Annotated in this window: 23 protein-coding genes; 12 read left to right on the forward strand and 11 right to left on the reverse strand. The window is 67.9% G+C overall.

All coding sequences use genetic code 11. From position 1 onward, the window contains the following. Positions 1-2,170, reverse strand: a 2,170-nt coding sequence (locus tag P7D22_RS14115; protein WP_319934886.1) for a ComEC/Rec2 family competence protein, incomplete at its 3' end; no start/stop codon positions are given. Between the two features lie 120 nt (positions 2,171-2,290). Here P7D22_RS14115 and gltX point away from each other — a divergent pair. The 4 genes from gltX (at position 2,291) to P7D22_RS14135 (ending at position 6,228) form a co-directional block, all read left to right on the forward strand. Next, positions 2,291-3,730 carry a glutamate--tRNA ligase gene (gene gltX, locus P7D22_RS14120; RefSeq protein ID WP_319934887.1) on the forward strand — a complete coding sequence of 480 codons (1,440 nt, stop codon included), beginning with the start codon at positions 2,291-2,293 and terminating at the stop codon, positions 3,728-3,730. Between the two features lie 68 nt (positions 3,731-3,798). Beyond that, positions 3,799-4,287 carry a cyanase gene (gene cynS, locus P7D22_RS14125; RefSeq protein WP_319934888.1) on the forward strand — a complete coding sequence of 163 codons (489 nt, stop codon included), beginning with the start codon at positions 3,799-3,801 and terminating at the stop codon, positions 4,285-4,287. Positions 4,288-4,427: 140 nt separating this feature from the next. Beyond that, positions 4,428-5,717 carry a citrate synthase gene (gene gltA, locus P7D22_RS14130; protein WP_319934889.1) on the forward strand — a complete coding sequence of 430 codons (1,290 nt, stop codon included), beginning with the start codon at positions 4,428-4,430 and terminating at the stop codon, positions 5,715-5,717. 79 nt (positions 5,718-5,796) lie between these two features. Then, entirely contained in the window at positions 5,797-6,228 is a 432-nt protein-coding gene (locus P7D22_RS14135; RefSeq protein ID WP_319934890.1) for an HIT family protein, read from the forward strand. A 6-nt stretch (positions 6,229-6,234) separates the two neighbouring features. On the opposite strand, the gene P7D22_RS14140 is transcribed toward P7D22_RS14135, so the two are convergent. Next, a complete protein-coding gene (locus P7D22_RS14140; RefSeq protein WP_319934891.1) occupies positions 6,235-6,876 on the reverse strand; it encodes a uracil-DNA glycosylase family protein in 642 nt (213 codons plus the stop codon). Between the two features lie 159 nt (positions 6,877-7,035). On the opposite strand from P7D22_RS14140, the gene P7D22_RS14145 reads away from it, so the two are divergent. Further along, positions 7,036-8,583, forward strand: a complete 1,548-nt coding sequence (locus tag P7D22_RS14145) for a sensor histidine kinase (protein ID WP_319934892.1) — start codon at positions 7,036-7,038, stop codon at positions 8,581-8,583. Between the two features lie 26 nt (positions 8,584-8,609). Here P7D22_RS14145 and cobT read toward each other — a convergent pair whose 3' ends face one another. Beyond that, positions 8,610-9,644, reverse strand: a complete 1,035-nt coding sequence (gene cobT / locus P7D22_RS14150) for a nicotinate-nucleotide--dimethylbenzimidazole phosphoribosyltransferase (protein WP_442916090.1) — start codon at positions 9,642-9,644, stop codon at positions 8,610-8,612. Between the two features lie 188 nt (positions 9,645-9,832). Here cobT and P7D22_RS14155 point away from each other — a divergent pair, with 188 nt between their 5' ends. Genes P7D22_RS14155 through P7D22_RS14165 form a run of 3 tightly spaced genes read left to right on the forward strand, consistent with a single transcriptional unit; the run spans position 9,833 to position 11,512 of the window. Beyond that, on the forward strand, positions 9,833-10,621 hold the full coding sequence (locus tag P7D22_RS14155; protein ID WP_319934894.1) for an adenosylcobinamide-GDP ribazoletransferase: 789 nt from the start codon (positions 9,833-9,835) through the stop codon (positions 10,619-10,621). Between the two features lie 34 nt (positions 10,622-10,655). Then, positions 10,656-10,892, forward strand: coding sequence for a DUF1289 domain-containing protein (locus P7D22_RS14160; RefSeq protein WP_319934895.1), 237 nt, complete (start codon positions 10,656-10,658; stop codon positions 10,890-10,892). After that, positions 10,889-11,512, forward strand: coding sequence for a retropepsin-like aspartic protease family protein (locus tag P7D22_RS14165; RefSeq protein WP_319934896.1), 624 nt, complete (start codon positions 10,889-10,891; stop codon positions 11,510-11,512). Before P7D22_RS14160 ends, P7D22_RS14165 begins: the two co-directional genes overlap by 4 nt. Here P7D22_RS14165 and dusA read toward each other — a convergent pair. The 8 genes from dusA to rpsM all read right to left on the reverse strand — a co-directional run bounded on the left by dusA (position 11,498) and on the right by rpsM (position 18,355). Then, entirely contained in the window at positions 11,498-12,514 is a 1,017-nt protein-coding gene (gene dusA / locus P7D22_RS14170) for a tRNA dihydrouridine(20/20a) synthase DusA (protein ID WP_319934897.1), read from the reverse strand. The two genes, P7D22_RS14165 and dusA, sit on opposite strands and share 15 nt — an antisense overlap. Positions 12,515-12,541: 27 nt before the next feature. Then, positions 12,542-12,820, reverse strand: a complete 279-nt coding sequence (locus P7D22_RS14175) for a hypothetical protein (protein WP_319934898.1) — start codon at positions 12,818-12,820, stop codon at positions 12,542-12,544. A gap of 70 nt (positions 12,821-12,890) precedes the next feature. Continuing rightward, positions 12,891-14,201: a replication-associated recombination protein A gene (locus tag P7D22_RS14180; protein WP_319934899.1), complete on the reverse strand. Its 1,311-nt coding sequence runs from the start codon at positions 14,199-14,201 to the stop codon at positions 12,891-12,893. A 7-nt stretch (positions 14,202-14,208) separates the two neighbouring features. Further along, positions 14,209-15,630: a Do family serine endopeptidase gene (locus tag P7D22_RS14185; protein ID WP_319934900.1), complete on the reverse strand. Its 1,422-nt coding sequence runs from the start codon at positions 15,628-15,630 to the stop codon at positions 14,209-14,211. Positions 15,631-15,783: 153 nt separating this feature from the next. Next, positions 15,784-16,203, reverse strand: a complete 420-nt coding sequence (gene rplQ / locus P7D22_RS14190) for a 50S ribosomal protein L17 (RefSeq protein WP_319934901.1) — start codon at positions 16,201-16,203, stop codon at positions 15,784-15,786. Between the two features lie 172 nt (positions 16,204-16,375). Then, positions 16,376-17,392, reverse strand: a complete 1,017-nt coding sequence (locus P7D22_RS14195; RefSeq protein WP_319934902.1) for a DNA-directed RNA polymerase subunit alpha — start codon at positions 17,390-17,392, stop codon at positions 16,376-16,378. 103 nt (positions 17,393-17,495) lie between these two features. After that, on the reverse strand, positions 17,496-17,885 hold the full coding sequence (gene rpsK / locus P7D22_RS14200) for a 30S ribosomal protein S11 (RefSeq protein WP_319934903.1): 390 nt from the start codon (positions 17,883-17,885) through the stop codon (positions 17,496-17,498). A 101-nt stretch (positions 17,886-17,986) separates the two neighbouring features. Continuing rightward, a complete protein-coding gene (gene rpsM / locus P7D22_RS14205; RefSeq protein WP_319934904.1) occupies positions 17,987-18,355 on the reverse strand; it encodes a 30S ribosomal protein S13 in 369 nt (122 codons plus the stop codon). Between the two features lie 508 nt (positions 18,356-18,863). Between rpsM and dnaK the strand changes: the two genes are divergently transcribed. The 4 genes from dnaK (at position 18,864) to P7D22_RS14225 (ending at position 23,593) form a co-directional block, all read left to right on the forward strand. Further along, positions 18,864-20,774, forward strand: a complete 1,911-nt coding sequence (gene dnaK, locus P7D22_RS14210; protein WP_319934905.1) for a molecular chaperone DnaK — start codon at positions 18,864-18,866, stop codon at positions 20,772-20,774. A gap of 337 nt (positions 20,775-21,111) precedes the next feature. Then, positions 21,112-22,242, forward strand: coding sequence for a molecular chaperone DnaJ (dnaJ, locus tag P7D22_RS14215; RefSeq protein WP_319934906.1), 1,131 nt, complete (start codon positions 21,112-21,114; stop codon positions 22,240-22,242). A gap of 41 nt (positions 22,243-22,283) precedes the next feature. Beyond that, entirely contained in the window at positions 22,284-23,198 is a 915-nt protein-coding gene (locus P7D22_RS14220; protein ID WP_319934907.1) for a class I SAM-dependent methyltransferase, read from the forward strand. Continuing rightward, positions 23,195-23,593, forward strand: a complete 399-nt coding sequence (locus P7D22_RS14225; protein ID WP_319934908.1) for a hypothetical protein — start codon at positions 23,195-23,197, stop codon at positions 23,591-23,593. The genes P7D22_RS14220 and P7D22_RS14225 overlap by 4 nt, the downstream gene beginning before the upstream one ends. The last annotated feature ends 4 nt before the right edge of the window (positions 23,594-23,597 follow it).

The raw sequence follows: 23,597 nt of genomic DNA on the forward strand, positions 1-23,597 counted from the left end.
GGGCCGGCGACCAGGGGCGGTCCTCGCCCGGGCGCCGCGCCGGCGCCAGCACGAGGGCGCCGTTGTGCACCGTCACGGCCGCGGCGCCGGTGCCGATCAGCGTGCCGCGGTCGACGATCAACTCGGCCCCGCAGCTGGCCGGGGCATAAAGCGGCGTCACCACGATGGTGGCGCGCCGGCAGTCTTCCTCGAAGGCTTCGGATTTCGCCACCAGCGACAACAGGCGGCCGTCGAGCACGGTGGCCACGCAACCGAGCGGGTCGCATCGCGCTTCCGGCGATCCCGCCGCCGCCTGCGGGTCGCGTTCGTCGCCGTCGGCGGTCAGCCATTGGGCCGCCCCGAAGGCGCTGGTGTGCCCCAGCGTGGCAAGCCGCCCGCTCGCGTCCCGGAACGCCAGCGTGTCGCCGGTGGGGGCGATCACCAGGTCGTAGCGCGGACCCGACAGGGCGCCGGCCAGCGTCGCCAGCGCGAAGGGCACCGCCATCAGGCGGAGGATCGGGCTGCGCCAGATCACGGCGCTGGATAAGGCCAGGGCCGCGCAGGCCGGTGTCCAGGCCGCAAAGGCCGGCACGTGCAGCGTGGCGCCGGGCGCGGCCGCTATGAGGCGCGCGGCCCACAACACGATCGCGATGCCGAGCCCGATCCAGTGCCACACCGGGCCATCGAGGCCGAGCGGCGCCAGCAGGGTGCCGAGCAGCGCTCCCGGCACGGCGAAAAACTCGATCACCGTCAACGTCAGCGGGTTGCCGATCACCACATAGGGGCTGATCTCGTGGAAGTTCGCCGCCATGAACGGCATCGTGGCACTCGTGGCGCACAGGGTGGCGACCAGCAGCCGCCTGCCGGCGGCCAACAGGCCGGCCACGCGGTCGAGCGCATGGCCGAGCAGGCCGAGGTTGACGGGCCGGGGCGGCCGCGCGGCGGCGCCCGACAAATGCCGGCTTTCGTGCACCGACACCAGGGCCGCCACGGCCGCGAAGGACAGCTGAAAGCTCGCCCCCAGGATGGCCTCGGGCTCGAACAACGCCACGGCCAGGGCCGCGAGGGCGAGATTGCGCATCGTCAGGGCCCGCCTGTCGCACAACACGGCGCCGAACATGATGACGGTCATCAACAGGGCGCGCTGCGTGCCGATGCGCGAGCCGGTCAGGAGGTCGTAGCCGATCGCCCCCGCGATGGCGCCGGCGGCGGCCCAGTGTTTCAGCGGGTGACGCAGCGCCAGCCCGGGCACCAGCGCCAGGCCGCCGCGGATGAGCCCGAACAACAGCGCCGCCACCAGCGTCATCTGGACGCCGGCGATGGTGATGATGTGGAAGATGCCGGCCTCGCGGATCAGGTCGCGGCCGTCTTCCGATAGCAGGTCGCGTTTGCCCGTCACCATGGCGGCCGCGATGGCGCCGGTGTCGCCGCCGAGCGTCGCCTGGACGCGCGCCACCAGGATGTTGCGGACACGGTCGATCGCCATGGTCCAGCCTGTGGCCCAGCCGGGAGTGGCCGCAGGGGGCAGCGGCACGATGCGGCCGAGCGTCGAGCCGACGGCATCGAGGCCGAGGAAATAAGCGTCGCGGGCGAAATCGTAGCCGCCCGGCAGCGCCGCGCGGGCGGCCGGCACCAGTCGGGCCGTTACGGCGACACGGTCTCCCGCCTCGATCGCGTCGCCGCGCCGCGTCGTCAGGCGCACCCGGGTCAGCGCCGGCGCGGTGGGGCCCGCCTCGATCCGCAGCACGAAACGGGTGCCGACCGCGCGATGGTCGGCCATCTCGACGGTGCCGGTCAGCTTGGCGATCAGCGTGCGGGCCAGCACCGGATGGGCCAGAAGGCGCGTCCGCAGCGCCGCCGCATTGAAGCCGAGCAACACCGCCAGCGCGGCGGCGGCGATAAGGCGCGGCCCCCGGCGGCGGCGTGCTGCCGCGACCGCAACCGCGGCGATGCCGCATAGGGCCGCCCCATAGGGCAGCGAAGGCTCGTGGTCGGCCTGGAAGTACAGGGTGACGCCCGCGCCGGCGCCCACCGGCAGCCACAAGAAGAAGCGCCGCTCTTCCCATTCGCGCTCCAGGGCCGCGCCCAGCAGCACAGACAAGCCCGACCAGGCGGCTCGCAAGCCGCCGGCCCGCGCCAGTTCCCCGAGCGCGGCCGCGGCTTGCTTCACCGTGCCGGCGGCCGTGGCCATGCGCGACATCGTCCCTTTATGCGGGGCCCCGGCCCATGCTAATGCAGCGCCGCGCGCGCGGAAGCCCCCTCGAAGGGTCGGAGCGCCTTTTCCCAAAACTCCGACCAGGGTGTTGTCGAGGTGTCAGACCAGATCGTCACGCGGTTCGCGCCATCGCCCACGGGCTTCCTGCATATCGGCGGCGCCCGCACGGCCTTGTTCAATTGGCTTTACGCGCGTCAGCACGGCGGCCGCATGCTGCTGCGCATCGAGGACACCGACCGCGAACGCTCGACGGCGGCCGCCATCGAGGCCATCATCGACGGCCTGAAGTGGCTCGGCCTCGATTGGGACGGCGACGTCATCTACCAGGTGAGCCGCGCCGAACGGCACCGCGCGGCGGCCGAGGAGCTGCTGCGGCAAGGTCGCGCCTACCATTGCTATGCCACGCCTGAGGAACTCACCGCCATGCGGGACGCGGCGCGCCAGGAAGGCCGGCCGCCACGCTATGACGGCCGTTGGCGCGACCGCGACCCCGCCGAGGCCCCCGCCGGGGTGAAGCCGGTGATCCGCCTCAAGGCGCCGCAGGACGGCGAGACCACGATCGAGGATGCCGTGCAGGGCACGGTCACCTTCCCGAACCGCGACCTCGACGATCTGGTGCTGCTGCGCTCGGACGGTACGCCCACCTATATGCTGGCCGTGGTGGTCGACGACCACGACATGGGCGTGACGCAGATCATCCGCGGCGACGACCACCTGACCAATGCGGCGCGGCAAACCCACATCTACCGGGCGCTCGGCTGGGACGTGCCCATGATGGCCCACATCCCGCTGATCCACGGGCCCGACGGCTCGAAGCTGTCGAAGCGCCACGGCGCACTTGGGGTCGATGCCTATCGGGCGATGGGGTTCCTGCCGGAAGCGCTGCGCAACTACCTGCTGCGGCTCGGCTGGAGCCAGGGCGACCGCGAAATGTTCACGACCGACGAGATGATCGGCGCCTTCGACCTCGCCGGCATCGGCCGCTCACCGTCGCGCTTCGATTTCAAGAAGCTCGAGAACCTGAACGGCCACAAGATGCGCGACGCCACGCCGGCCGCCGTCACGCAGGACCTCGTGGAAACGATGCCGTTCCTGCCGGGCGGCGCCGCGATCGCGGCCACGCTCGACGCGGCTCTCGAGGCGAAGCTGCTGGCCGCGATGCCGGGGCTGAAGGAGCGCGCCAAGACGCTGGTGGAGCTGCTCGACGGCGCCGGCTACCTGTTCGCCACGCGGCCGCTTGGCACCGACGAGAAGGCGGCCGCGGTCCTGTCCAATGGCGGGCGCGATCACCTGCGGCAGCTTCTGCCGCGCTTGTCGGCCCTGGAGGCCTGGTCGGCCGACACCACGGAAGCGACGGTGCGGGCCTATGCGGAATCGATCGAAGCCAAGCTCGGGCAGATGGCGCAGCCCTTGCGGGCGGCGCTGACGGGGCGCACCACCTCGCCCGGCATCTTCGACGTGCTGGCCGTGCTGGGGCGCGCGGAAAGCCTCGGCCGCATCGCGGACGCGATCGGGGCGGACGTTTCGCCCGGCTGAGCCTCGGTCGGGGTTGAAAAGCCGGGATGCCGGTCGACAACGCCAGCACCCTTGTTCGGAGATCCCCCATGAAACGCGAAGACCTCACCGAGAAGCTGCTCGACATCAAGCGCGAGAAGGGCTGGACCTGGCGCCACATCTGCGACGGTGTGGGTGGCATGTCGGACGTGCTGATCGTCGGCGCCTTTCTGGGCCAGATGAAGCTGCTGAAGCCCCAGGCGGCACGCGCGGCCGAGATGTTCGGTCTCAGCAAGGCCGAGGAGGCCATGCTGAACGAGATCCCCATGCGTGGCGCCGGAACTCCGATGCCACCGACCGACCCGCTCATCTACCGGTTCTATGAGATGGTGATGGTCAACGGCCCGGCCTGGAAGGAGCTGATCCAGGAGGAGTTCGGGGACGGCATCATGTCGGCGATCGATTTCAACATCGAGTTCTCGCGCGAGGCGAATCCGAAGGGCGACCGCGTGAAGATCGGCATGTCGGGCAAGTTCCTGCCCTACAAATATTACGGCAACCAGCAGGGCATTCCGGATTACGGCTTCAAGGAGGAATAGGCCTGGGCCACCCCGCCCCAGGGGCGGCCGACGCCCATCTTGAACTGAGCGGAACGAGTCGATAGCGTTCCGCATTGCACCATCGTCGTGCCGCGGGGGCGCCCTCGTGCGCCGGCCGTCCCTAGGTTCGAGGCTGCTCCATGACTGCGAATTCCGGCACGATCATCGTCGACAACAAGTCGATCGAGCTTCCCGTGCGATCCGGGACCATCGGCCCGGACGTTGTCGACATCTCGAAGCTTTACGGGCAGGCCGGCGTCTTCACCTACGATCCCGGCTTTACCTCGACGGCGAGCTGCGAATCCTCGATCACCTATATCGATGGCGACAAGGGCGTGCTGCTGCATCGCGGCTACCCCATTGACCAGCTGGCCGAACACGGCGACTTCCTCGAAACCTGTTACCTGCTGCTTTATGGGGAGCTGCCCAACAAGGCCCAGAAGGCCGGTTTCGATTACAGCGTCATGCGCCACACCATGGTGCACGAGCAGATGGCCCGCTTCTTCCAGGGGTTCCGTCGCGACGCCCATCCGATGGCGGTGATGACGGGTGTGGTCGGGGCACTCTCGGCCTTCTACCACGATTCGACCGACATCTCTGATCCGCAGCAGCGCATGATCGCCTCGATCCGGCTGATCGCCAAGATGCCGACGCTCGCCGCGATGGCCTATAAGTATAACATCGGGCAGCCCTTCGTTTATCCGAAGAACGACCTCGATTACACGTCGAACTTCCTGCACATGTGCTACGCGGTGCCGTGCGAGGATTACAAGGTCAACCCGATCCTGTCGCGCGCGCTCGACAAGATCTTCATCCTGCATGCCGACCACGAGCAGAACGCCTCAACCTCGACGGTGCGGCTCGCCGGGTCTTCGGGCGCCAACCCCTTCGCCTGTATCGCGGCCGGCATTGCCTGCCTGTGGGGTCCGGCCCATGGCGGCGCCAACGAGGCGGCGCTGAAGATGTTGTCGGAGATCGGCACCCCGGACCGCATCCCGCAATATATCGCCAAGGCGAAGGACAAGAGCGACCCGTTCCGCCTGATGGGCTTCGGTCACCGGGTCTACAAGAACTACGATCCGCGCGCCAAGATCATGCAGAAGACCTGCCACGAGGTGCTGGGCGAGCTCGGCATCAAGGACGACCCGTTGCTCGACACCGCGATCGAGCTCGAGCGCATCGCGCTGTCAGACGAGTATTTCATCGAGAAGAAGCTCTACCCGAACATCGATTTCTATTCGGGCATCACCTTGAAGGCGATGGGCTTCCCGGTGTCGATGTTCACGGTGTTGTTCGCGCTGGCCCGCACGGTCGGCTGGATCGCCCAGTGGAAGGAGATGATCGAGGACCCGAGCCAGCGCATCGGCCGCCCGCGTCAGCTTTATACCGGTGCCGTGCAGCGCGACTTCACCCCGATCACGGATCGCTGATCCGCTAGGGTTGGTTGAAGGCGGGTCCCGGCGGCATCGGCCGCCCGGACCCTGCGCGACATCGAGGACCTCTTTCCGCATGGCCGACTACGATCCGCAGAACATCTTCGCCAAGATCCTCCGGGGTGAGATCCCGTGCCACAAGATCATCGAGGACGATGTTGCCCTCGGGTTCATGGACGTCATGCCCCGGTCGGAAGGGCATTGCCTGGTGATCCCCAAGGCGCCGGCCCGCACATTGCTCGACCTCGCGCCCGATCTTTACGCCGCGCTGGCTTTGCGGGTGCAGCGCGTCGCCCGTGCGGCCTCGGAGGTGTTCGCGGTCGATGGGCTGACGATCCAGCAGTTCAATGAGGCGGCGGGCGGCCAGGAAGTGTTTCACCTGCATGTGCATGTTCTGCCCCGGCGAAGCGGTGTACCGCTGAAGCCGCCGGGCGGCCCGATGGCGGAGGGCAGCCTGCTGGCCGCGCAGGCCGAGACGATGCGCGCGGCGCTGTCCCGGTCGGCCTGAACCGCCTTACGCGGTCAAGCGCGCCACTTCGCTGCGCAGCGTGGGGAGCAGCTCTTCCGCGAACCACGGATTGCGGGCCAGCCAGGCGCTGTTGCGCCAGGATGGATGGGGCAGGGGGATCAACCGTGGCCGTGTGTCGGCAAAGCGGCGCCAGCCGGCCACGAGGTCCGTCATCCCGGCCGTGGCCGGGACCGGGACGCCCAGGCGCGGCAGGTGATAGCGCATCGCGTAAAGCCCGATCACCAGGATGAGTTCGACCCGGGGCAGGGCCGCGAAGATGCGGTCGTGCCAGGCGAGCCGGCATTCGGGGCGCGGCGGCAGGTCGCCCTTCTGGGCATCGTGGCCCGGGAAGCAGAATCCCATCGGCACGATGGCGACCCGCGAGGCGTCGTAGAAGCGCGCCGGGGTGAGGCCCATCCAGTCGCGCAGCCGCACGCCCGACGGATCGTCGAACGGCACGCCGCTGACATGGGCCCGATGGCCGGGCGCCTGGCTGGCGATCACCACTGGAGCCTCGGCCGAGATCCTGAAGATCGGTCGCGGCTCGTGAGGCAGCGGCGCCTTCAGGGGCTGGTCGCGGCAAAGGCGACACCGGGCCGCTGCCGCGACGATCGCCTCCAGCCCCGTGGGGGCTTCCTCATCGAACATCGCTGCAACACACCGTCAGGGAACGCGAAATCCGCCTGTGCGCGGGTCGGCACGGGCCTGATCCGCCGCGTTTTAGCGGTTCGGTGAGCCCAGCGTTAACGGTTCTTTGCGAGGCTGCGACCGTCCGCGGCCGCGTTGCGTTTCCGAGCCTCCTTGTCGATGAGTCAGATCACGGCTGAAATGATCGAGAAGGGTCGCGGCGGTTCGGCCGATGCCGCGGCGCGACGTCGCCGGCACCAGCAGGACATGCGCGAGGCCCGGGAGCGGCTCACCTCGTCGGGCACGGGGCAGCGCACCTTCGATCTCGAGCTGCTGCGGCTGTTCGCCCACAACCAGCGTGCCATCGTGATGCTGCAGGCGGGGCTCGTCTGCGCCTGGGGGGCTTTGCTGCCGATTTCGGTCGAGCCGGCGCTGGTGCTGCCCTGGATGGCCATCGCTTTGCTGGGGCTCGGGGCGTCGTTCCAGCTGACGCGCCGGTTCCAGCGCGCCGATCCGCATGCAGTCGTGATCGAGCGCTGGCGCAACCGGTTCGTGGTGTCGCAAAGCTGGCAGGCCGCCATCTGGATCGCCTTCGCGCTGCTTTGCACGCGAGACCCGGATCACCGGGCCGAAACCAGCCTTCCGTTGACGCTGCTCGGCGTATCGGGCGTGACGGCGCTGTTATGCTCCAGCCTGCCGGCGGCGCTTTATGCCGCCGTCGTGCCGCTGACGCTGACGCTCAGTGGTTTCATGGTCTTCGAATACGCCCCGGGCCGGTTGCCCGAAACGGCCGTCACAGTCTTCGCGCAGGTCTTTTGCCTTGTGGTGGCCCGCAGGCTTTATGCGGTGCAACTGGCGGGGCTCTCGGCCAAGGCCGAGCGCGACACAAGCATCATCGAGCTCGAACAGGCGAGGCTCAACTCGGACGAGGCACGGCGGCGCGCCGAAGAAGCCAACCTAGCCAAATCCCGCTTCCTCGCCACCATGAGCCACGAGCTGCGCACCCCGCTGAATGCTATCCTGGGGTTTTCGGAAGTGATGAAGGGCGAGCTCTTCGGCCCGCATTCGGTGGCGGTCTACAAGGAATATTCCAACGACGTCCATTCGAGCGGCCAGCACCTGCTGACGCTGATCAACGAGATCCTCGATCTGAGCCGGGTCGAGGCCGGCCGCTACGACCTGCACGAAGAGCCGGTGAGCCTCGCCGGCATCGTCGAGGAATGCCGCTACCTGATGACCCTGCGGGCCAACAAGCGCGAGATCCGCCTGGGCGAGATGATGGAACGCAACCTGCCGCGCCTTTGGGTGGACGAGCGCGCCATGCGGCAGGTGGTGTTGAACCTGCTGTCGAACGCCATCAAGTTCACGCCCCAGGGCGGCCAGGTCACCATCAAGGTCGGCTGGACGGCCGAGCGCGGGCAATATCTGTCGATCCGGGACACCGGCCCCGGTATTCCCGAGGCCGAGATCCCCGTCGTGATGTCGTCCTTCGGCCGGGGAACGCTGGCCCAGAAGAACGCCGAGGAAGGCTCGGGCCTCGGCCTGCCGATCGTCAAGGGACTGGTGGAGATGCACGGCGGCACCTTCACGCTGAAATCCAAGGTGCGCGAAGGCACGGAGGTGATCGTGGTGCTGCCGCCCGAGCGCGTCATCGACGCCATGCCGCAGATCGACGGCGTCGGCCCGAACGGGGTCCGCTGGCGGCACCCCTTCTCGTCGGCGGCCTAAAGCGCGTCAGGGCTTTGACGGCCCGTTCAGCCGGCCTTGTCGGCCACCCCGGCCTCGTCGAAGGTCGCCATGCCGTCGAAGGTGGCCAGCGCGGCTTTCAGCAGGCCGGCCGCGAGCGCCGCGCCGGTGCCTTCGCCGAGCCGCAGCCCGAGGTCGAGCAGCGGCACCTTGCCGAGCCGTTGCAGCACCGCCGCATGGGCGCCCTCGGCCGAGCGGTGCCCGGCGACGCAATGGTCGAGCAGGCGCGGGTCGAGCGCGTGCAGCACGGCCGCCGCGGCGCATACCACATAGCCGTCGAGGATCACCGGCACCCGCTCGATGCGGGCCGCCACGATGGCACCCGCCATGGCGGCCACCTCGCGGCCCCCGAGCCGCCGCAGCAGTTCGAGCGGATCTGTGCGATAGGAGCCGTGCAGCGCTACCGCACGGCGGACGGCATCCACCTTGCGGGCGAGGCCGGCATCATCCACCCCGGTGCCACGTCCCACCCAGTCGGCGGCATCGCCGCCATACAGAGCATGGTAGAGCGCGGCCGCCACCGTGGTGTTGCCGATGCCCATCTCACCGAGGCACAGCAGGTCGGTGCCGTTTGCCACCGCCTCCATGCCATAGGCCATGGTGGCGGCGCAGGCGGCCTCGTCGAGCGCCGGACCTTCGGTGATGTCGCCGGTCGGGATTTCCAGCGCCAGCTCGAACACCTTCAGCCCAAGCCCGTAGGTGGCGCAGATCTGATTGATGGCGGCGCCGCCACCGCCGAAATTCGCCACCATGGCGGCCGTCACCGACGCCGGGTAGGGCGATACGCCCTGGGCCACGACCCCATGGTTGCCGGCAAAGACGGTGACGACCGGCCGGTCCATGCTGGGCCGCTCCTTGCCCTGCACGGCACCCATCCAGGACACCAGCGTTTCGAGCCGCCCGAGCGAGCCGGGCGGCTTTGTGAGCCGCACGTCCCGCGCCGCGATGGCCGCGACCGCGGCGGAATCGAGCGCCGGCAGGCTGCCCAGCAGGGCACGGATGTCGTCGAAGGGAAGGCCGCTTGGCATTCGGGAACCTTGCATGCGGCCGCCACCGGACCGTTCCGCTGCTCCACTAGGGCCGCGACGCGCGGCTTGCAACCCGTGCGGCCGTCGCACCGACCGGGTGGGCCTGCCAGCCGATGCCGGCCGTGCGGATCGCCTCCGACGGCGCGCGGGCATGTTTCGGTTTGCCGGCCTTCCTTGCTAGGTTCCGCCCGAAGGAAAGAACCATGACGTTCGAAGATCGCATCGGACAGGTGCTGGGGGCGGCCCGCTTCCTGTCGCGCCTGCCGCTTCCTGAAACCGCTGCGCCGCTGCCCTCGCTTGCCGTCACCCTGCGGGCGGCGCCGGTGGCGGGGCTGTTGATCGCCGCGGGGCCGGCCCTGGTGCTGGTACTGGCGGCCCGGTTCGGCCTGCCGAGCCTCGCCGTGGCGGCCCTCGCAATCGCGGCCCTGGTGGTGGTCACCGGCGGGCTGCACGAAGATGGGCTCGCCGATGTGGCAGACGGGTTCGGGGGCGGCCGGACGGTTACCCGCAAGCTCGCCATCATGCGCGACAGCCGGATCGGCAGCTATGGCGCGCTGGCGCTCGGGTTGGCGCTGGTGTTGCGGGTCGCAGCGCTGCAAGGCCTGATCGGGCGGGTGGGCCCTGGAGCGGCGGCGTTGGTGTTTCTCGGGGCTGCGGCCTGGTCGCGTGGGTTGATGCTGTTGCCCCTGGATCTGCTGCCGCCGGCTCGTGCCGACGGGCTTGGCCAGGCAGCCGGGGCCGATGGGCCATCGGGGCTCGCTGCGGCGCTGTTGGGCGCCGGCCTGCTGGGCGCCGCGCTGCCGGCCTGTGGGTGCGCCGACGGACTGCAGATCCTGGCGGCATTGCTGGCCAGCGCTGCCGCGGCGCTCGGGGTGACGCGGCTCGCCCGGCATCACATCCGGGGCGTGACGGGCGATCTCGTGGGCGCCGGGCAACAAGCCGCGGAGGTGACCTATCTGCTGGTGCTGTCCGCCACGGTGCCGCTGGGTTAAAGCTCGCGCCCCACCACCCTGACCAGACCCACCGATGTCCGCACCCTCCAGTCCCTGCGTGAAGCTCTGCATCATGGATGCGACGTCGGGCCTTTGCTGCGGCTGTGGCCGGACGCTCGACGAGATCGTGCTCTGGGCGGGGCTCGACGAGGCCGCGCGCCGGACCGTCATGCGGCAGCTGCCGGGACGGATGGCCGATGCGGGGCTGCCGCCTGATGCGGGGCTGCCGCGCGGCGTCGTCGTTCCGCCGCCCGACGCGGCGATGCCATGAACCTCGGAGGGCTCGACCACGACGATTGGGCCGCCATTCTGTTTTATGGCGCCATCGGCCTGGTTCTGGCCCGGGCGGTGCCGGGCTTGTTCCGCGGCCGCATCCTGGCGGGGTTTCTGGCGCTCGGCACCTGGATCGCCTTGTTCGGCGTCGCGCTGACCGGCTACGCCTACCGGACGGAGCTGAACGCGGTGGGCACCCGGGTGATGGCCGTCGTGTTCCCCGGCACCGTCGTGCCGACCGGCGACCGCGAGGTGACGGTGTTCCGCCAGCCGGACGGGCAATTCTCCATCGTGGCGGAAGCCGGCAAGCTCAGGTTGCCCTTCATCCTCGACACGGGCGCCTCGACCGTGGTGTTGCGCGCCGAGGATGCGGTGCGGCTCGGCATCGCGACCCGCAAGCTCAGCTATGACATCCCGGTCTCGACCGCCAATGGCCACGCCCTGACGGCGGCCGTTACCCTGCCGGGGCTGGCGGTGGGGTCGATCCACGAGCGTGACGTCGACGCCCTGGTGGCGCGGCCGGGCGCATTGCACGAGAACCTGCTCGGCATGAGCTTCCTCAACCGGCTGGCGAGCTTCACCTTCAGCCGCGACCGCGTGGTGCTACGCGGCCAGTGAGGCCGCCGGGCGGGTGACATGGGCGAGCGCGTCGCGCACCACCTCGAGCCCGGCGCCGGGCTTCGGCGCCTCGGTGGCGAGGTGGCGGCGCCAGAGCCGGGCACCCGGCAGGCCGGGGAAGAGGCCGAGGAGGTGGCGCGTCATGTCGTGCAGCCGCACGCCCGCAGCAAGGCGCCCCGCCATATAGGGCATAAAGGCTTCCACCGCCGCGAAGCCGTCCGGCACCGGCGCAGGCTCGCCGAACAGGGTGGGATCGACGCCGAGCAACATCTCGGGGTCATGGTAGGCGGCGCGCCCCACCATGGCGCCATCCAGCACCGTAAGCTGTTCCGCGCAGGCCGCTACCGTGGTGAGGCCACCGTTGATGCCGATCAGCGCCTGCGGGCGCTCCGCCTTCAGCCGTGCCACAATGGAATAATCGAGCGGCGGCACGTCCCGGTTCTGCTTCGGCGACAGGCCCTGCAGCCAGGCCTTGCGGGCATGCACGATCAGCGCCGCGGCACCCGCCGCGAGCACGGCATCGGCCATGGCCGGCAGCGCCTCCTCCGGGTCCTGGTCGTCAACCCCGATGCGGCACTTCACGGTGACGGGTAACGGAACCGCGGCCCGCATGGCCGCGATCCCTTCGGCCACCAACGCCGGATCGCGCATCAGGCAGGCTCCGAAGCTGCCATTCTTCACACGATCGGACGGGCAGCCGCAGTTCAGGTTGATCTCGTCATAGCCATAATCGGCGGCGATGCGGGCCGCGGCGGCAAGGTCGGCCGGCACGCTGCCGCCGAGCTGCATCGCCACCGGGTGCTCGACCGCGTCGAAGCCGAGCAGCCGGTCGCGTGGGCCGTGGATCACCGCCCCCGCGGTCACCATCTCGGTGTAGAGGCGGGCCCGGCGCGACAGGATACGGTGAAAGACGCGGCAATGCCGGTCTGTCCAGTCCATCATCGGCGCGACGGAAAAGCGGATGTCGGCGGGTGTCAGCATCGTCGGATCGGCCACGGGCATGCGAGGGGTCGGCGCCGGGCGTGTCGGCTAGAACGAGCCGCCCATGCCCATGCCGCCCGATCCCATGGTGGGGTGGTAGGCGGGGCCATTGCGGCCGGTCGGCTCTTCGTCGGCGCGCTCGACCTTGGAAAAATCGGTCGAGGGCGTGTTGATGCCGCCGCGCGAGGCGGTGGGGGCCGCCGGCGCCGCTACAGCCTTCTTGCTCTTGCGGGTGTGGCGGGGGCCGTCAGTCGCTTGGGCGAAGACCGGTGCGGCCGCGCAGGTGAGCCCGAGGGCCAGCAGCAGGATCGAGACGGGACGGAACATCGGCGGGAGCCTTTTTCTGTGTTGCGCTTGTCCTGCGCCTAAGCGCAGCCTGAGGCAAGATCACGGCCGCTCAGGCGTCGCGTCGCTGCCGGCGCAGCGTTTCCCATCCATCGAGCCGCTGGCGCAGCTCCCGCTCGAAGCCGCGGTCGACCGGGTGGTAGAGCGCATGCCGGCCGAGGGCCTCGGGCCAATAGTCCTGGCCCGAGAAGCCATCGGGCTCGTCGTGGTCGTAGCGATAGGCGCTGCCATAGCCCTGGTCGCGCATCAGGTGCGTGGCGGCATTCAGGATGACCTTCGGCGGCATGGCGGAGCCGCCCTCGCGGGCGAGCGCCTGCGCCGCCTTGAAGGCCGTGTAGGCGGCATTCGACTTCGGCGCGGTGGCGACATAGAGCACCGCATTGGCGAGCGCCAGTTCGCCCTCGGGCGAGCCGAGAAAGTCGTAGGCGTCCTTGGCGGCCGTGGTGACCAGGAGGGCCTGCGGATCGGCGAGACCAATATCCTCGACCGCCATGCGGACGAGGCGGCGGGCAATGAACAACCGATCCTCGCCGCCGTCGAGCATGCGGGCGAAATAATACATTGCGGCATCGGGGTCCGAGCCGCGCACCGCCTTGTGCAGCGCCGAAGTCAGATTGTAGTGGCCATCCTGCCCCTTGTCGTAGAGGGGGGCCCGGCGTTGCACCACGCCCGTCAGGGCTGCGGTGTCGAAGATCTCGCCGGGCCGGGCGGCGCGCCAGATCTCTTCCGACAAGGTCAGCAGGGCGCGGCCGTCGCCATCCGCCATGCGGACCAGCGCCGCGCGGGCCTCGGGGTCGAGCGGCATGGGCTTGCCCTCGAGAGCCTCGGCGCGGCCGACCAGCTTGTCGAGCGCAACGTCGTCGAGCGCTCGGAAGGTCAGCACGCGGGCGCGGCTGAGCAGCGCCGCATTGAGCTCGAACGACGGGTTCTCGGTGGTGGCACCGATCAGCGTGACGGTGCCGTCTTCCATCACGGGCAGGAAACTGTCCTGCTGGGCGCGGTTGAAGCGATGGATCTCGTCGACGAAGAGCAGCGTGCCCATGCCGGTGCGCCGACGGGCGCGGGCCTCGTCGAAGATCTTCTTCAGCTCGGCCACCCCGGAGAAAATGGCCGACAGCTGGACGAAGTTGAGCCGGGTGGTGCGGGCCAGCAGCCGCGCCACCGTGGTTTTGCCGGTGCCGGGCGGCCCCCAGAAGATCAGCGAGCCGAAGCCGCCGCCGGTTGTCAGCCGGGTCAGCGCCCCTTCGGGACCGACGAGGTGATCCTGGCCCGCGACCTCGTCGAGCTTGGCGGGGCGCAGCCGGTCGGCGAGCGGACGGGCTACATCCTGGTCGAGACCGGCGGCGGCGAAAAGGTCGCTCACGCGCGCCTCAGCCGCCGACTTCGGTTTCGACCACCTGGCCGCCGCGGATCAGGGTGAGGCGGAAATAATCGGCGCTGCGATCCGTCACGGCCTTCTGCAACGCCCGGGTGTCGGCCATCCGGGTGTCGTTGACCGACAGGATCACGTCTCCCTTCTGGAATCCGGTGGCGGCCGCGGGAGTGTTGTCGGCGACCTCGGTCACCACCACGCCTCTCCGGGCGCGGTCGAGCGAGTATTCTTCCGCCACGGCCGGCGACAGGTTGACGGCGGTGACGCCCGAGAAGGGCGAAGCGTTGTGGATGGTTACAGGATCGCGGGCCGGGAGTTCTGGGGCGCTGATGAGCTTCAGCGACAGGTCCAAGGCTTTGCCGTCCCGCCGCACGACGAGCGGCACGCTGCCGCCGAGCGGCCGTGTGCTGAGCCGATAGCCGAGCGCATCCGTCGTATCGACGTCCTGGCCGTCGAGGCCGGTGATGACGTCGCCCTGCTTCAGGCCGGCGTCGGCGGCCGGGCTCGCGTCGAGCACGTCCGACACCAGGACGCCGGCCGGGCGAGCAAGCCCGAGCCCCTCGGCGATGTCGCGGGTAACCCCCTGCAGGGTGGCGCCGAGCCAGGGTCGCTTGACCTCATGGGCACCGTGCTTGGCGGCCGCCACGACGATCTTGACGAGATTGGCCGGGATTGCAAAGCCGATGCCGACGCTCGATCCGGTCTGCGAATAGATGGCGGCGTTGATGCCGACCAGTCGCGCCTGCATGTCCACCAGCGCGCCGCCCGAATTACCGGGATTGATGGAGGCGTCGGTCTGGATGAAGCTCTGGTAGTCGCTGCCGCCGAGGGTCGTGCGTGCGAGCGCGGAAACGATGCCCTGCGTCACCGTCTGGCCGACCCCAAAGGGATTGCCGATGGCCAGCACGATGTCACCCACCTGGGCGAGATCGCTGTCCCCCATCTCCATGGCCGGATAGGTGCCCTTGTCCTTGATCTGCAGCACCGCGAGATCGGTGCGCTTGTCGTCGACCAGGATGGTGGCCTCGAACTCGCGCTTGTCGCCGAGCGCCACCTTGACCTCGTTCATGCCCTCGATGACGTGGTGGTTGGTGACCACGAGCCCTGACGCATCGACGATGACGCCGGAGCCGAGCGACTGCGCGGTCGCTCCGCCGGCGCGCGGCTGGCCGGCCCCGTCGCCGAAGAACCGACGGAACACGGGATCGTCGAACAAGGGGTTGTGGCGCTGCTTCTCGACCCGGCTCGCGTAAACGTTGACCACGGAGGGCTGCGCCTTCTTGGCCACCGGCGCAAAGGACAGAAGAACGTCGGCCTTCGATTGCGGCACCTGCCGGGGCTCGTCGCCGGCAGCCTGGACCGCGAGGGCCGGCAGGCCGATGACGAGGAGCGAGACGACGGCGCGAACGGCGATTCTCACTGGCGACTCATCTCCGACCGGGTGATCAGGGCGGTCCGGCACCCCGCCGCACCTCGGGTTCATGTCATGGCGCCGCCGATCTGCCGCAAGGGGCGTGGCGGGCAACAAAAAAGCCGGGACGAGGCCCGGCTTCTCAGGTCTATGAGGCGCCGATCAGGCGGCCTTGGCGGTGTCGTCCGTGATCGAATTGGCGAAGGGCTTGCCCTTGGCCTCGACGTCCCGGTCGACGAACTCGATCACCGCGAGGGCCGCGTTATCGCCATAGCGGAAGCCGGCCTTCAACACGCGGGTGTAACCGCCCTGGCGTTCCTTGTAGCGGGGCCCGAGCGTGTCGAACAGCTTGCGCACGATCTCGATGCTCTGGATCTGGGCGATCGCCTGACGGCGGGCATGCAGGTCACCGCGCTTGCCGAGCGTGACCAGCTTCTCCACCACGGGGCGAAGATCCTTGGCCTTCTCGAGCGTCGTGACGATCTGCTCGTGATGGATGAGCGCCTGCGCCATGTTCTTGAACATGGCCTTGCGGTGCTCGGCGGTGCGGTTGAAGCGGCGCTTCTTGCGTCCGTGATACATGGTGGCTTCTCCATTTGTTATGCGACCGCCGTGCCAAGGGCCGGCCGCTCTTTCGTGTCGTGCCAGGGTGGCCCGACAATTTCAGCCCGTCATTGCGAGCGGAGCGAAGCGATCCAGATGCGAGGCGCATCCCTGGTCCGCTTCGTCGCTCCCCTCCCTGCGAGGACGGGTGTCAGTAATGTTCCTCGAAACGCTTGGCCAGCTCGTCGATGTTCTCCGGCGGCCAACCGTTGATTTCCATGCCGAGGTGAAGACCCATCTGGGCCAGCACTTCCTTGATCTCGTTGAGCGACTTGCGGCCGAAGTTCGGGGTGCGCAGCATCTCGGCTTCCGACTTCTGGATAAGGTCGCCGATGTAAACGATGTTGTCGTTCTTCAGGCAGTTGGCCGAGCGCACGGACAGCTCGAGCTCGTCCACCTTCTTCAGCAGCGCCGGGTTGAAGGCGAGCTCCGGAATGGCGGCCGTCACCTCTTCGCGCTTCGGCTCCTCGAAGTTCACGAAGACGTTGAGCTGGTCCTGCAGGATGCGGGCCGAATAGGCGACCGCATCGTCGGGCGTGATCGAGCCATCGGTCTCGATCTGCATGATCAGCTTGTCGTAATCGAGCACCTGGCCCGAACGGGTGTTCTCGACCCGGTAGGACACACGGCGCACCGGCGAATACAGGCTGTCGACCGGGATCAGGCCGATCGGCGCATCTTCGGCGCGGTTGCGGTCGGCCGGCACGTAACCCTTGCCGGTCGCGACCACGAATTCGATGCGGATCTCGGCGCCTTCGTCGAGCGAGCAGAGGACCAGCTCAGGGTTGAGCACCTGTACGTCGCCCACCGTGCCGATGTCGCCGGCCGTGACGGCGCCCGGACCCTGCTTCTTCAACACCATGCGCTTCGGGCCGTCGCCCTGCATCTTGATGGCGATGTCCTTCACGTTGAGGACGAGGTCGGTCACATCCTCGCGCACGCCCGGGATGGAGGAGAACTCATGCAGCACGCCGTCAATCTGCATGGCGGTCACGGCGGCGCCCTGCAGGGAGGACAACAGTACGCGGCGCAGCGCGTTGCCGAGCGTCAGGCCGAAGCCGCGCTCGAGCGGCTCGGCCACCACGGTGGCGGTGCGCTTGGCGTCGTCGCCCGGCGTCACCTCGAGCTTGTTGGGCTTGATCAGGTCTTGCCAGTTCTTGTGGATCACGGGAATCCCCTTGCTTGAAATGCAAATTCGGCCGGGGAGCCGTCAGGCTCAGACCCGGACCGAACAGGTTTGAGGCGCCACCCGTGGGCGGCGCCGGAGGAGATCAGACGCGACGACGCTTGCGCGGGCGGCAGCCGTTATGCGGGATCGGGGTCACATCGCGGATCGAGGTCACCGTGAAACCCGCCGCCTGCAGGGCACGCAGAGCCGATTCGCGGCCTGAACCCGGGCCCGACACCTCGACCTCAAGGGTCCGCATGCCGTGCTCGGCCGCCTTTCGGGCCGCATCTTCGGCGGCCATCTGCGCCGCATAAGGGGTGGACTTGCGCGAACCCTTGAAGCCCATGGTGCCGGCCGACGACCAGGAGATCGTGTTGCCCTGCGCATCCGTGATGGTGATCATCGTGTTGTTGAACGATGAATTCACGTGCGCCACACCAGAGGCGATGTTCTTACGTTCGCGGCGCTTAACGCGCCCTGCGTCTTTTGCCATGTCGATCTTAGTCCTTCAGGCGCGCCCGTGATGCCAGGCGCTGGGGATGGTTTTTGACGGGTCTTCGGACCAGGCCCGAGGAAGACCGCTCTGTTAACGCGTTACTTCTTCTTGCCGGCAATCGGCTTGGCCTTGCCCTTGCGGGTCCGGGCATTGGTATGCGTGCGCTGGCCACGAACCGGCAACTGGCGACGATGGCGCAGACCGCGGTAGCAGCCGAGGTCCATCAGGCGCTTGATGTTCATCGAGGTTTCGCGGCGGAGGTCGCCTTCCACGATGTAATCGCGGTCGATGGCTTCGCGGATCTGCAGAACCTCGGCATCGGTCAACTGCGCGACGCGACGCTCGGCCGGGATCGCGACCTTTTCGCAAATCTCGGCGGCCTTCTGAGAGCCGATGCCATGAATATATTGAAGCGCGATGACGACGCGCTTGTTTGTCGGGATATTGACGCCTGCGATACGGGCCACGTGTTCACTCCATCGGGCACATCGCCACCAAGCGAGGCCGAGCCGTCCGAGTCGAAACGATGGCTTTCAAGCGAAAACAACCGGGGTCTCTCCTGAGAAGCCCCGGGTCGGTCAAGCGCAGCCGTTTCAGCTAGTCGGGCCTATAGGGGCTTTAAGGGGCAGCGTCAACTTGAGTGGCCCGTTCTGGGCCAGCGACCTAGGACTTGCGGCTTTATGCTGAGAAAGCAGCTCTATGGTGAGAAACAAGCATCGGCGCGTCTAGCAGGCTACGCCGGAATTGCAGCGCAGGGAAAGCAGCGCCGGGATGGCGCTGGCCTCTGTCCTTGCGCCCCAAAAATCCGCCCCCTATATGCGCCTCGGAACTTGCGGCGGCAGGACGCGATCCCAACATTCCAACCATCGGGGACCGGGCGGAAACGGGCTGAGATCGTCTCGGCCGGCTTCGTCCGCCCATCAGCCGAACCGCTTCGGGGTTCGGTGGTCTTGCGAACAGAAAGGACTCTACCCAATGGCAAAAGTGATCGGCATCGATCTCGGCACGACCAATTCCTGCGTCTGTGTCATGGAAGGCTCGACGCCCAAGGTCATCGAGAATGCGGAAGGCGCCCGCACGACGCCCTCGATCGTGGCCTTTACGGATGATGGCGAGCGCCTCGTTGGTCAGCCGGCCAAGCGCCAGGGCGTGACCAACCCCGAGCGGACTTTCTTCGCCATCAAGCGCCTCATCGGCCGCACATTCGAAGATCCGATGACCAAGAAGGACATCGGCCTCGTCCCCTATAAGATCAGCAAGGCGCCGAACGGCGACGCTTGGGTCACGGCGGACGGCAAGCAATATTCGCCGTCGCAGATTTCCGCCTTCACGCTGCAGAAGATGAAGGAGACGGCCGAGTCCTACCTGGGCCAGCCTGTCACCCAGGCGGTCATCACGGTGCCGGCCTACTTCAACGACGCCCAGCGTCAGGCCACCAAGGATGCCGGCAAGATCGCGGGCCTCGAGGTGTTGCGCATCATCAACGAGCCGACTGCGGCCGCTCTGGCCTATGGCCTTGATAAGAAGACCGCCGGCACCATCGCGGTCTATGACCTTGGCGGCGGCACCTTCGACGTTTCTGTGCTCGAGATTGGCGACGGCGTGTTTGAGGTGAAGTCCACCAACGGTGACACGTTCCTGGGCGGTGAGGACTTTGACAACCGGCTCGTCGAATATTTCGTCGAGGAGTTCAAGAAGGACAACACGGTCGACCTGCGCAAGGACAAGCTGGCCCTGCAGCGCCTGAAGGAAGCTGCCGAGAAGGCCAAGATCGAGCTGTCTTCCGCGACCCAGACCGACATCAACCTGCCCTACATCACGGCGGATGCCTCCGGCCCGAAGCATCTTGCGCTTAAGCTGACGCGCGCCAAGTTCGAGGCTCTGGTCGACGACCTGATCCAGAAGACCGTCGAGCCCTGCCGCAAGGCCCTGAAGGACGCTGGCTTGTCGGCCGGTGAAATCGACGAGGTGGTCCTGGTCGGCGGCATGACCCGCATGCCGAAGGTCCAGGAGATCGTGAAGCAGTTCTTCGGCAAGGAGCCCCACAAGGGCGTCAACCCGGACGAAGTGGTGGCGATCGGCGCGGCCGTGCAGGCCGGCGTGCTGCAGGGCGACGTCAAGGACGTGCTGCTGCTCGACGTGACCCCGCTGTCGCTTGGCATCGAGACGCTTGGTGGCGTGTTCACCCGGCTGATCGACCGCAACACCACGATCCCGACCAAGAAGAGCCAGGTGTTCTCGACCGCCGAGGACAGCCAGACGGCCGTGACGATCCGGGTGTTCCAGGGCGAGCGCGAGATGGCGGCCGACAACAAGGTGTTGGGCCAGTTCGACCTCGTCGGCATTCCGTCGGCACCGCGCGGCGTGCCGCAGATCGAGGTGACCTTCGACATCGACGCCAATGGCATCGTTAATGTCACGGCCAAGGACAAGGCCACCAACAAGGAGCAGCAGATCCGCATCCAGGCCTCGGGCGGCCTGAGCGACGCCGACATCGACAAGATGGTGAAGGACGCCGAGGTCCATGCGGCCGAGGACAAGCAGCGCCGCGAGTTGATCGACGCCAAGAACCAGGCCGAGGCGATGATCCATTCGACCGAGAAGTCGATTATCGATTACGGCGACAAGGTCGCGGCATCGGACAAGAGCGCGGTCGAGGGCGCCATTGCGGCGCTCCGCCCGACGCTCGAGGGCGAGGACGTCGAAGCCATCAAGGCGCGGACCAACGAGCTGATGCAGGCCTCGATGAAGCTTGGCGAGGCCATGTACAAGGCGCAGGCGGCGGGAGCCGAGGCCGGCGCCAGCGCCCAGCCGGAAGCCAACGACGACGTTATCGATGCCGACTTCAAGGAAGTGGGCGGCGAAGACAAGAAGCGCAGCGCGTAAGCGTCACGCGACACCCTAGGGCCGGCGCCTCAAGCGCCGGCCCTTTTGCATGCGGGTGCCGGTTTCGTCACTGCGGGCGGGAGAGAAGCCATCCGGGCCAGAGGCGCTCCCCTGGTTTGCTTCGTCGCTCTGCTTCTCGCAACGACGAGGCATCAAGCTTCGACGCCCGCTTTCGATGTAGCAACAGCCCTCGACGTGGCTTTTGTGAAAACCTTGTGGCAGAACCTTTCGTCATGACGAGTGGTGGCATCCGCGCCCCGCTCTTGGCGTTTTCGATGGCCTGAAAGGCCTCTCCGGGCGGCCAAGCCTCCCCGGATCGACAGGACCCCGTTCGTTCATGGCCAAACGCGACTTCTACGAAACGCTTGGCGTCACCCGCACGGTCACCGAGGTCGAGCTGAAGGTCGCGTTCCGCAAGGCCGCGATGCAGCACCACCCGGACCGCAACCCGGGCGACAAGACGGCCGAGATCCGCTTCAAGGAAGTCAACGAGGCCTATCAGATCCTCTCGGACGGCCAGAAGCGCTCGGCCTATGACCGGCTCGGTCACGCGGCCTTCGAGCAGGGCGGTGGCCAGGGCGGCATGGGCGACGGCTTTGGTGCCTCCATGTCGGACATCTTCGACGATCTGTTCGGCGACATGATGGGGCGGGGGCGCTCGAACCGCTCGAATGGTCGGGAGCGCGGCTCCGACCTGCGCTACAATATGGAGATCACGCTCGAGGATGCCTTCAAGGGCAAGACCGCGACCGTCAAGATCCCCACCTCCATCGCCTGCGAAGCATGTTCGGGGTCCGGCGCCAAGCCGGGCTCGCGGCCGAAGACCTGCGGCACCTGCGGCGGCCAGGGCCGTGTGCGGGCCCAGCAAGGGTTTTTCGCTATCGAGCGCACCTGCCCGACCTGCGGTGGTCGCGGCGAGATCATCGAGAACCCGTGCGCGGTCTGCGCCGGTGCGGGACGGGTCACGCGCGAGCGCTCGTTGTCGGTCAACGTGCCGGCCGGCGTCGAGGACGGCACCCGCATTCGTTTATCCGGGGAGGGCGAGGCCGGCTCGCGCGGCGGCCCGGCGGGCGACCTCTACATCTTTCTTGCTGTAAAGCCGCACCAGTTCTTCCAGCGCGATGGGGCCGACCTGTATTGCCGGGTGCCGATCTCCATGGTGCAGGCGGCGCTCGGAGGCGAGTTCTCGGTGCCGACCGTCGATGGCGGGGAAGCCAAGGTGAAGATCCCCGAGGGCACCCAGTCGGGCAAGCAGTTCCGCATCAAGGACAAGGGCATGCCGGTGCTGCGATCGCGCGACGTGGGAGACCTGTACATCCAGACCATGGTCGAGACGCCGCAGAACCTTACCCGGCGACAGCGGGAGTTGCTGACCGAATTCGAGGCCGAATCGACTCAGAAGACTTATTCCGAGTCGACGGGATTCTTCGACCGGATCAAGGACTTCTTCGATAACTTGAGCGGCTAAGCCGCCGAATCAGGGTTGGAACGCATCCAAGGACCGTCGTATTGCGTCACACATCCCCCGCCTCCGATCGCGGGCCGCGCGGCAAGACCAAGCATCCCGGCGAGCGCTTCGGTGACGAGGCACGCTTCATACGGGCTTGGCTCGACAATCCGCTTACGACCGGCGCCGTTTCGCCATCCGGCAAGGTGCTGTCCCGCACCATGGCGATGGCGGTCGATCCGAGTCTGCAGGGCCCGGTTGTGGAACTCGGGCCCGGGACGGGGCCCGTCACCGAAGCCCTGATCCGCCGCGGCGTGGCGCCCGAACGCCTGATCCTGGTCGAGTTCGATCCCGACTTCTGCAAGCTCCTCCAGCGGCGCTATCCCCGGGCCTGCGTGATCGAGGGCGACGCCTATGACCTGCGCGGCTCGCTGGCGCCGGTCCTGCAACACCCGGCTGCCGCCGTGGTGTCGAGCTTGCCGTTGTTGACGAAGCCCGAGCGGCAAAGGCTGGCCCTGTTGCGCGACGCCTTTACGCTGTTGGACCCCGCCGGCGTCTTCGTGCAATTCACCTATGGCCTGAGTTCCCCCGTGCCGCGGCTCGACGAGTTGTTTCAGCCAACCGGGTTTCGGGCCAGCGTTTCGGCACCCGTCTGGCTCAACCTGCCGCCCGCCCGTGTCTGGACCTACCGGCCGGATGAGGCTGCGGCGGACGACGAGCGAGCGATCGGTGACAGGCGGCTGCGCTTCAAGGCCGGAGCCAGCAAGCTCAGCGAGGATTGGCGTGAAAAACGACGCCGGTTGCGGCTCGAGTTCCTGCTGCGTGCCGAAAAGGCCAAGCTCGAATTGAAGCTGCGGACCGACAAGCTGAAGCTCGGCCTCGAGCGGCACCAGTCTCTGCTGGAAGACGGTCCGGGCGGTAAGCTGCCGGTCGACCTGTTCGAGCAACCCAAGTCCGGCAAGAAAGCGCCCTGGTGAGCCAAGGCCGCGAGGCCCACAACGCCCACCTGGACGGCTTGATGGCCCGCATGCTGGGGGGACTGTTGCTGCTCGGTGCGATCGTCCTGCTTGGCTTGGCGGCAGCGGTGTTCTGCCTGCCGCGCACGGCGACGGCGGATGGCGCGATGCTGTTGCTCCCTGGTACGCAAGGGCGACACGCGGTGTCGGCCCTGGCGGTGCCGGTGCTGGGCGCCGCCGGGCTCTTGCTCGGTCTTCCTGGTATTCTGGCCCTCACCCTGGCGCGACGGCAGACCACATTCCGCCCGATGCTGCGGTTCGCGGCGATCCGTCGGCCGCGGCTGCGGCGTTCCAGCCTGGTGTTGATCGGTGGCTTAGCCATGCTGGCCTGGGTGCTGTTGCGCCACAAGGGGTGAGGGC

Origin of the sequence: Lichenihabitans sp. Uapishka_5 (genome assembly GCF_033947565.1) — a bacterium.
Classification (GTDB): domain Bacteria; phylum Pseudomonadota; class Alphaproteobacteria; order Rhizobiales; family Beijerinckiaceae; genus Lichenihabitans.

Bases quoted from the DNA above. Each gene is read 5' to 3' on its own strand.
- cynS (WP_319934888.1), top strand. From the start codon at position 3,799: ATGAAACGCGAAGACCTCACCGAGAAGCTGCTCGACATCAAGCGCGAG.
- gltA (WP_319934889.1), top strand. From the start codon at position 4,428: ATGACTGCGAATTCCGGCACGATCATCGTCGACAACAAGTCGATCGAG.
- P7D22_RS14135 (WP_319934890.1), top strand. From the start codon at position 5,797: ATGGCCGACTACGATCCGCAGAACATCTTCGCCAAGATCCTCCGGGGT.
- P7D22_RS14140 (WP_319934891.1), bottom strand. From the start codon at position 6,876: ATGTTCGATGAGGAAGCCCCCACGGGGCTGGAGGCGATCGTCGCGGCA.
- P7D22_RS14145 (WP_319934892.1), top strand. From the start codon at position 7,036: ATGAGTCAGATCACGGCTGAAATGATCGAGAAGGGTCGCGGCGGTTCG.
- cobT (WP_442916090.1), bottom strand. From the start codon at position 9,644: ATGCAAGGTTCCCGAATGCCAAGCGGCCTTCCCTTCGACGACATCCGT.
- P7D22_RS14155 (WP_319934894.1), top strand. From the start codon at position 9,833: ATGACGTTCGAAGATCGCATCGGACAGGTGCTGGGGGCGGCCCGCTTC.
- P7D22_RS14160 (WP_319934895.1), top strand. From the start codon at position 10,656: ATGTCCGCACCCTCCAGTCCCTGCGTGAAGCTCTGCATCATGGATGCG.
- P7D22_RS14165 (WP_319934896.1), top strand. From the start codon at position 10,889: ATGAACCTCGGAGGGCTCGACCACGACGATTGGGCCGCCATTCTGTTT.
- dusA (WP_319934897.1), bottom strand. From the start codon at position 12,514: ATGCCCGTGGCCGATCCGACGATGCTGACACCCGCCGACATCCGCTTT.
- P7D22_RS14175 (WP_319934898.1), bottom strand. From the start codon at position 12,820: ATGTTCCGTCCCGTCTCGATCCTGCTGCTGGCCCTCGGGCTCACCTGC.
- rplQ (WP_319934901.1), bottom strand. From the start codon at position 16,203: ATGTATCACGGACGCAAGAAGCGCCGCTTCAACCGCACCGCCGAGCAC.
- rpsK (WP_319934903.1), bottom strand. From the start codon at position 17,885: ATGGCAAAAGACGCAGGGCGCGTTAAGCGCCGCGAACGTAAGAACATC.
- dnaK (WP_319934905.1), top strand. From the start codon at position 18,864: ATGGCAAAAGTGATCGGCATCGATCTCGGCACGACCAATTCCTGCGTC.
- dnaJ (WP_319934906.1), top strand. From the start codon at position 21,112: ATGGCCAAACGCGACTTCTACGAAACGCTTGGCGTCACCCGCACGGTC.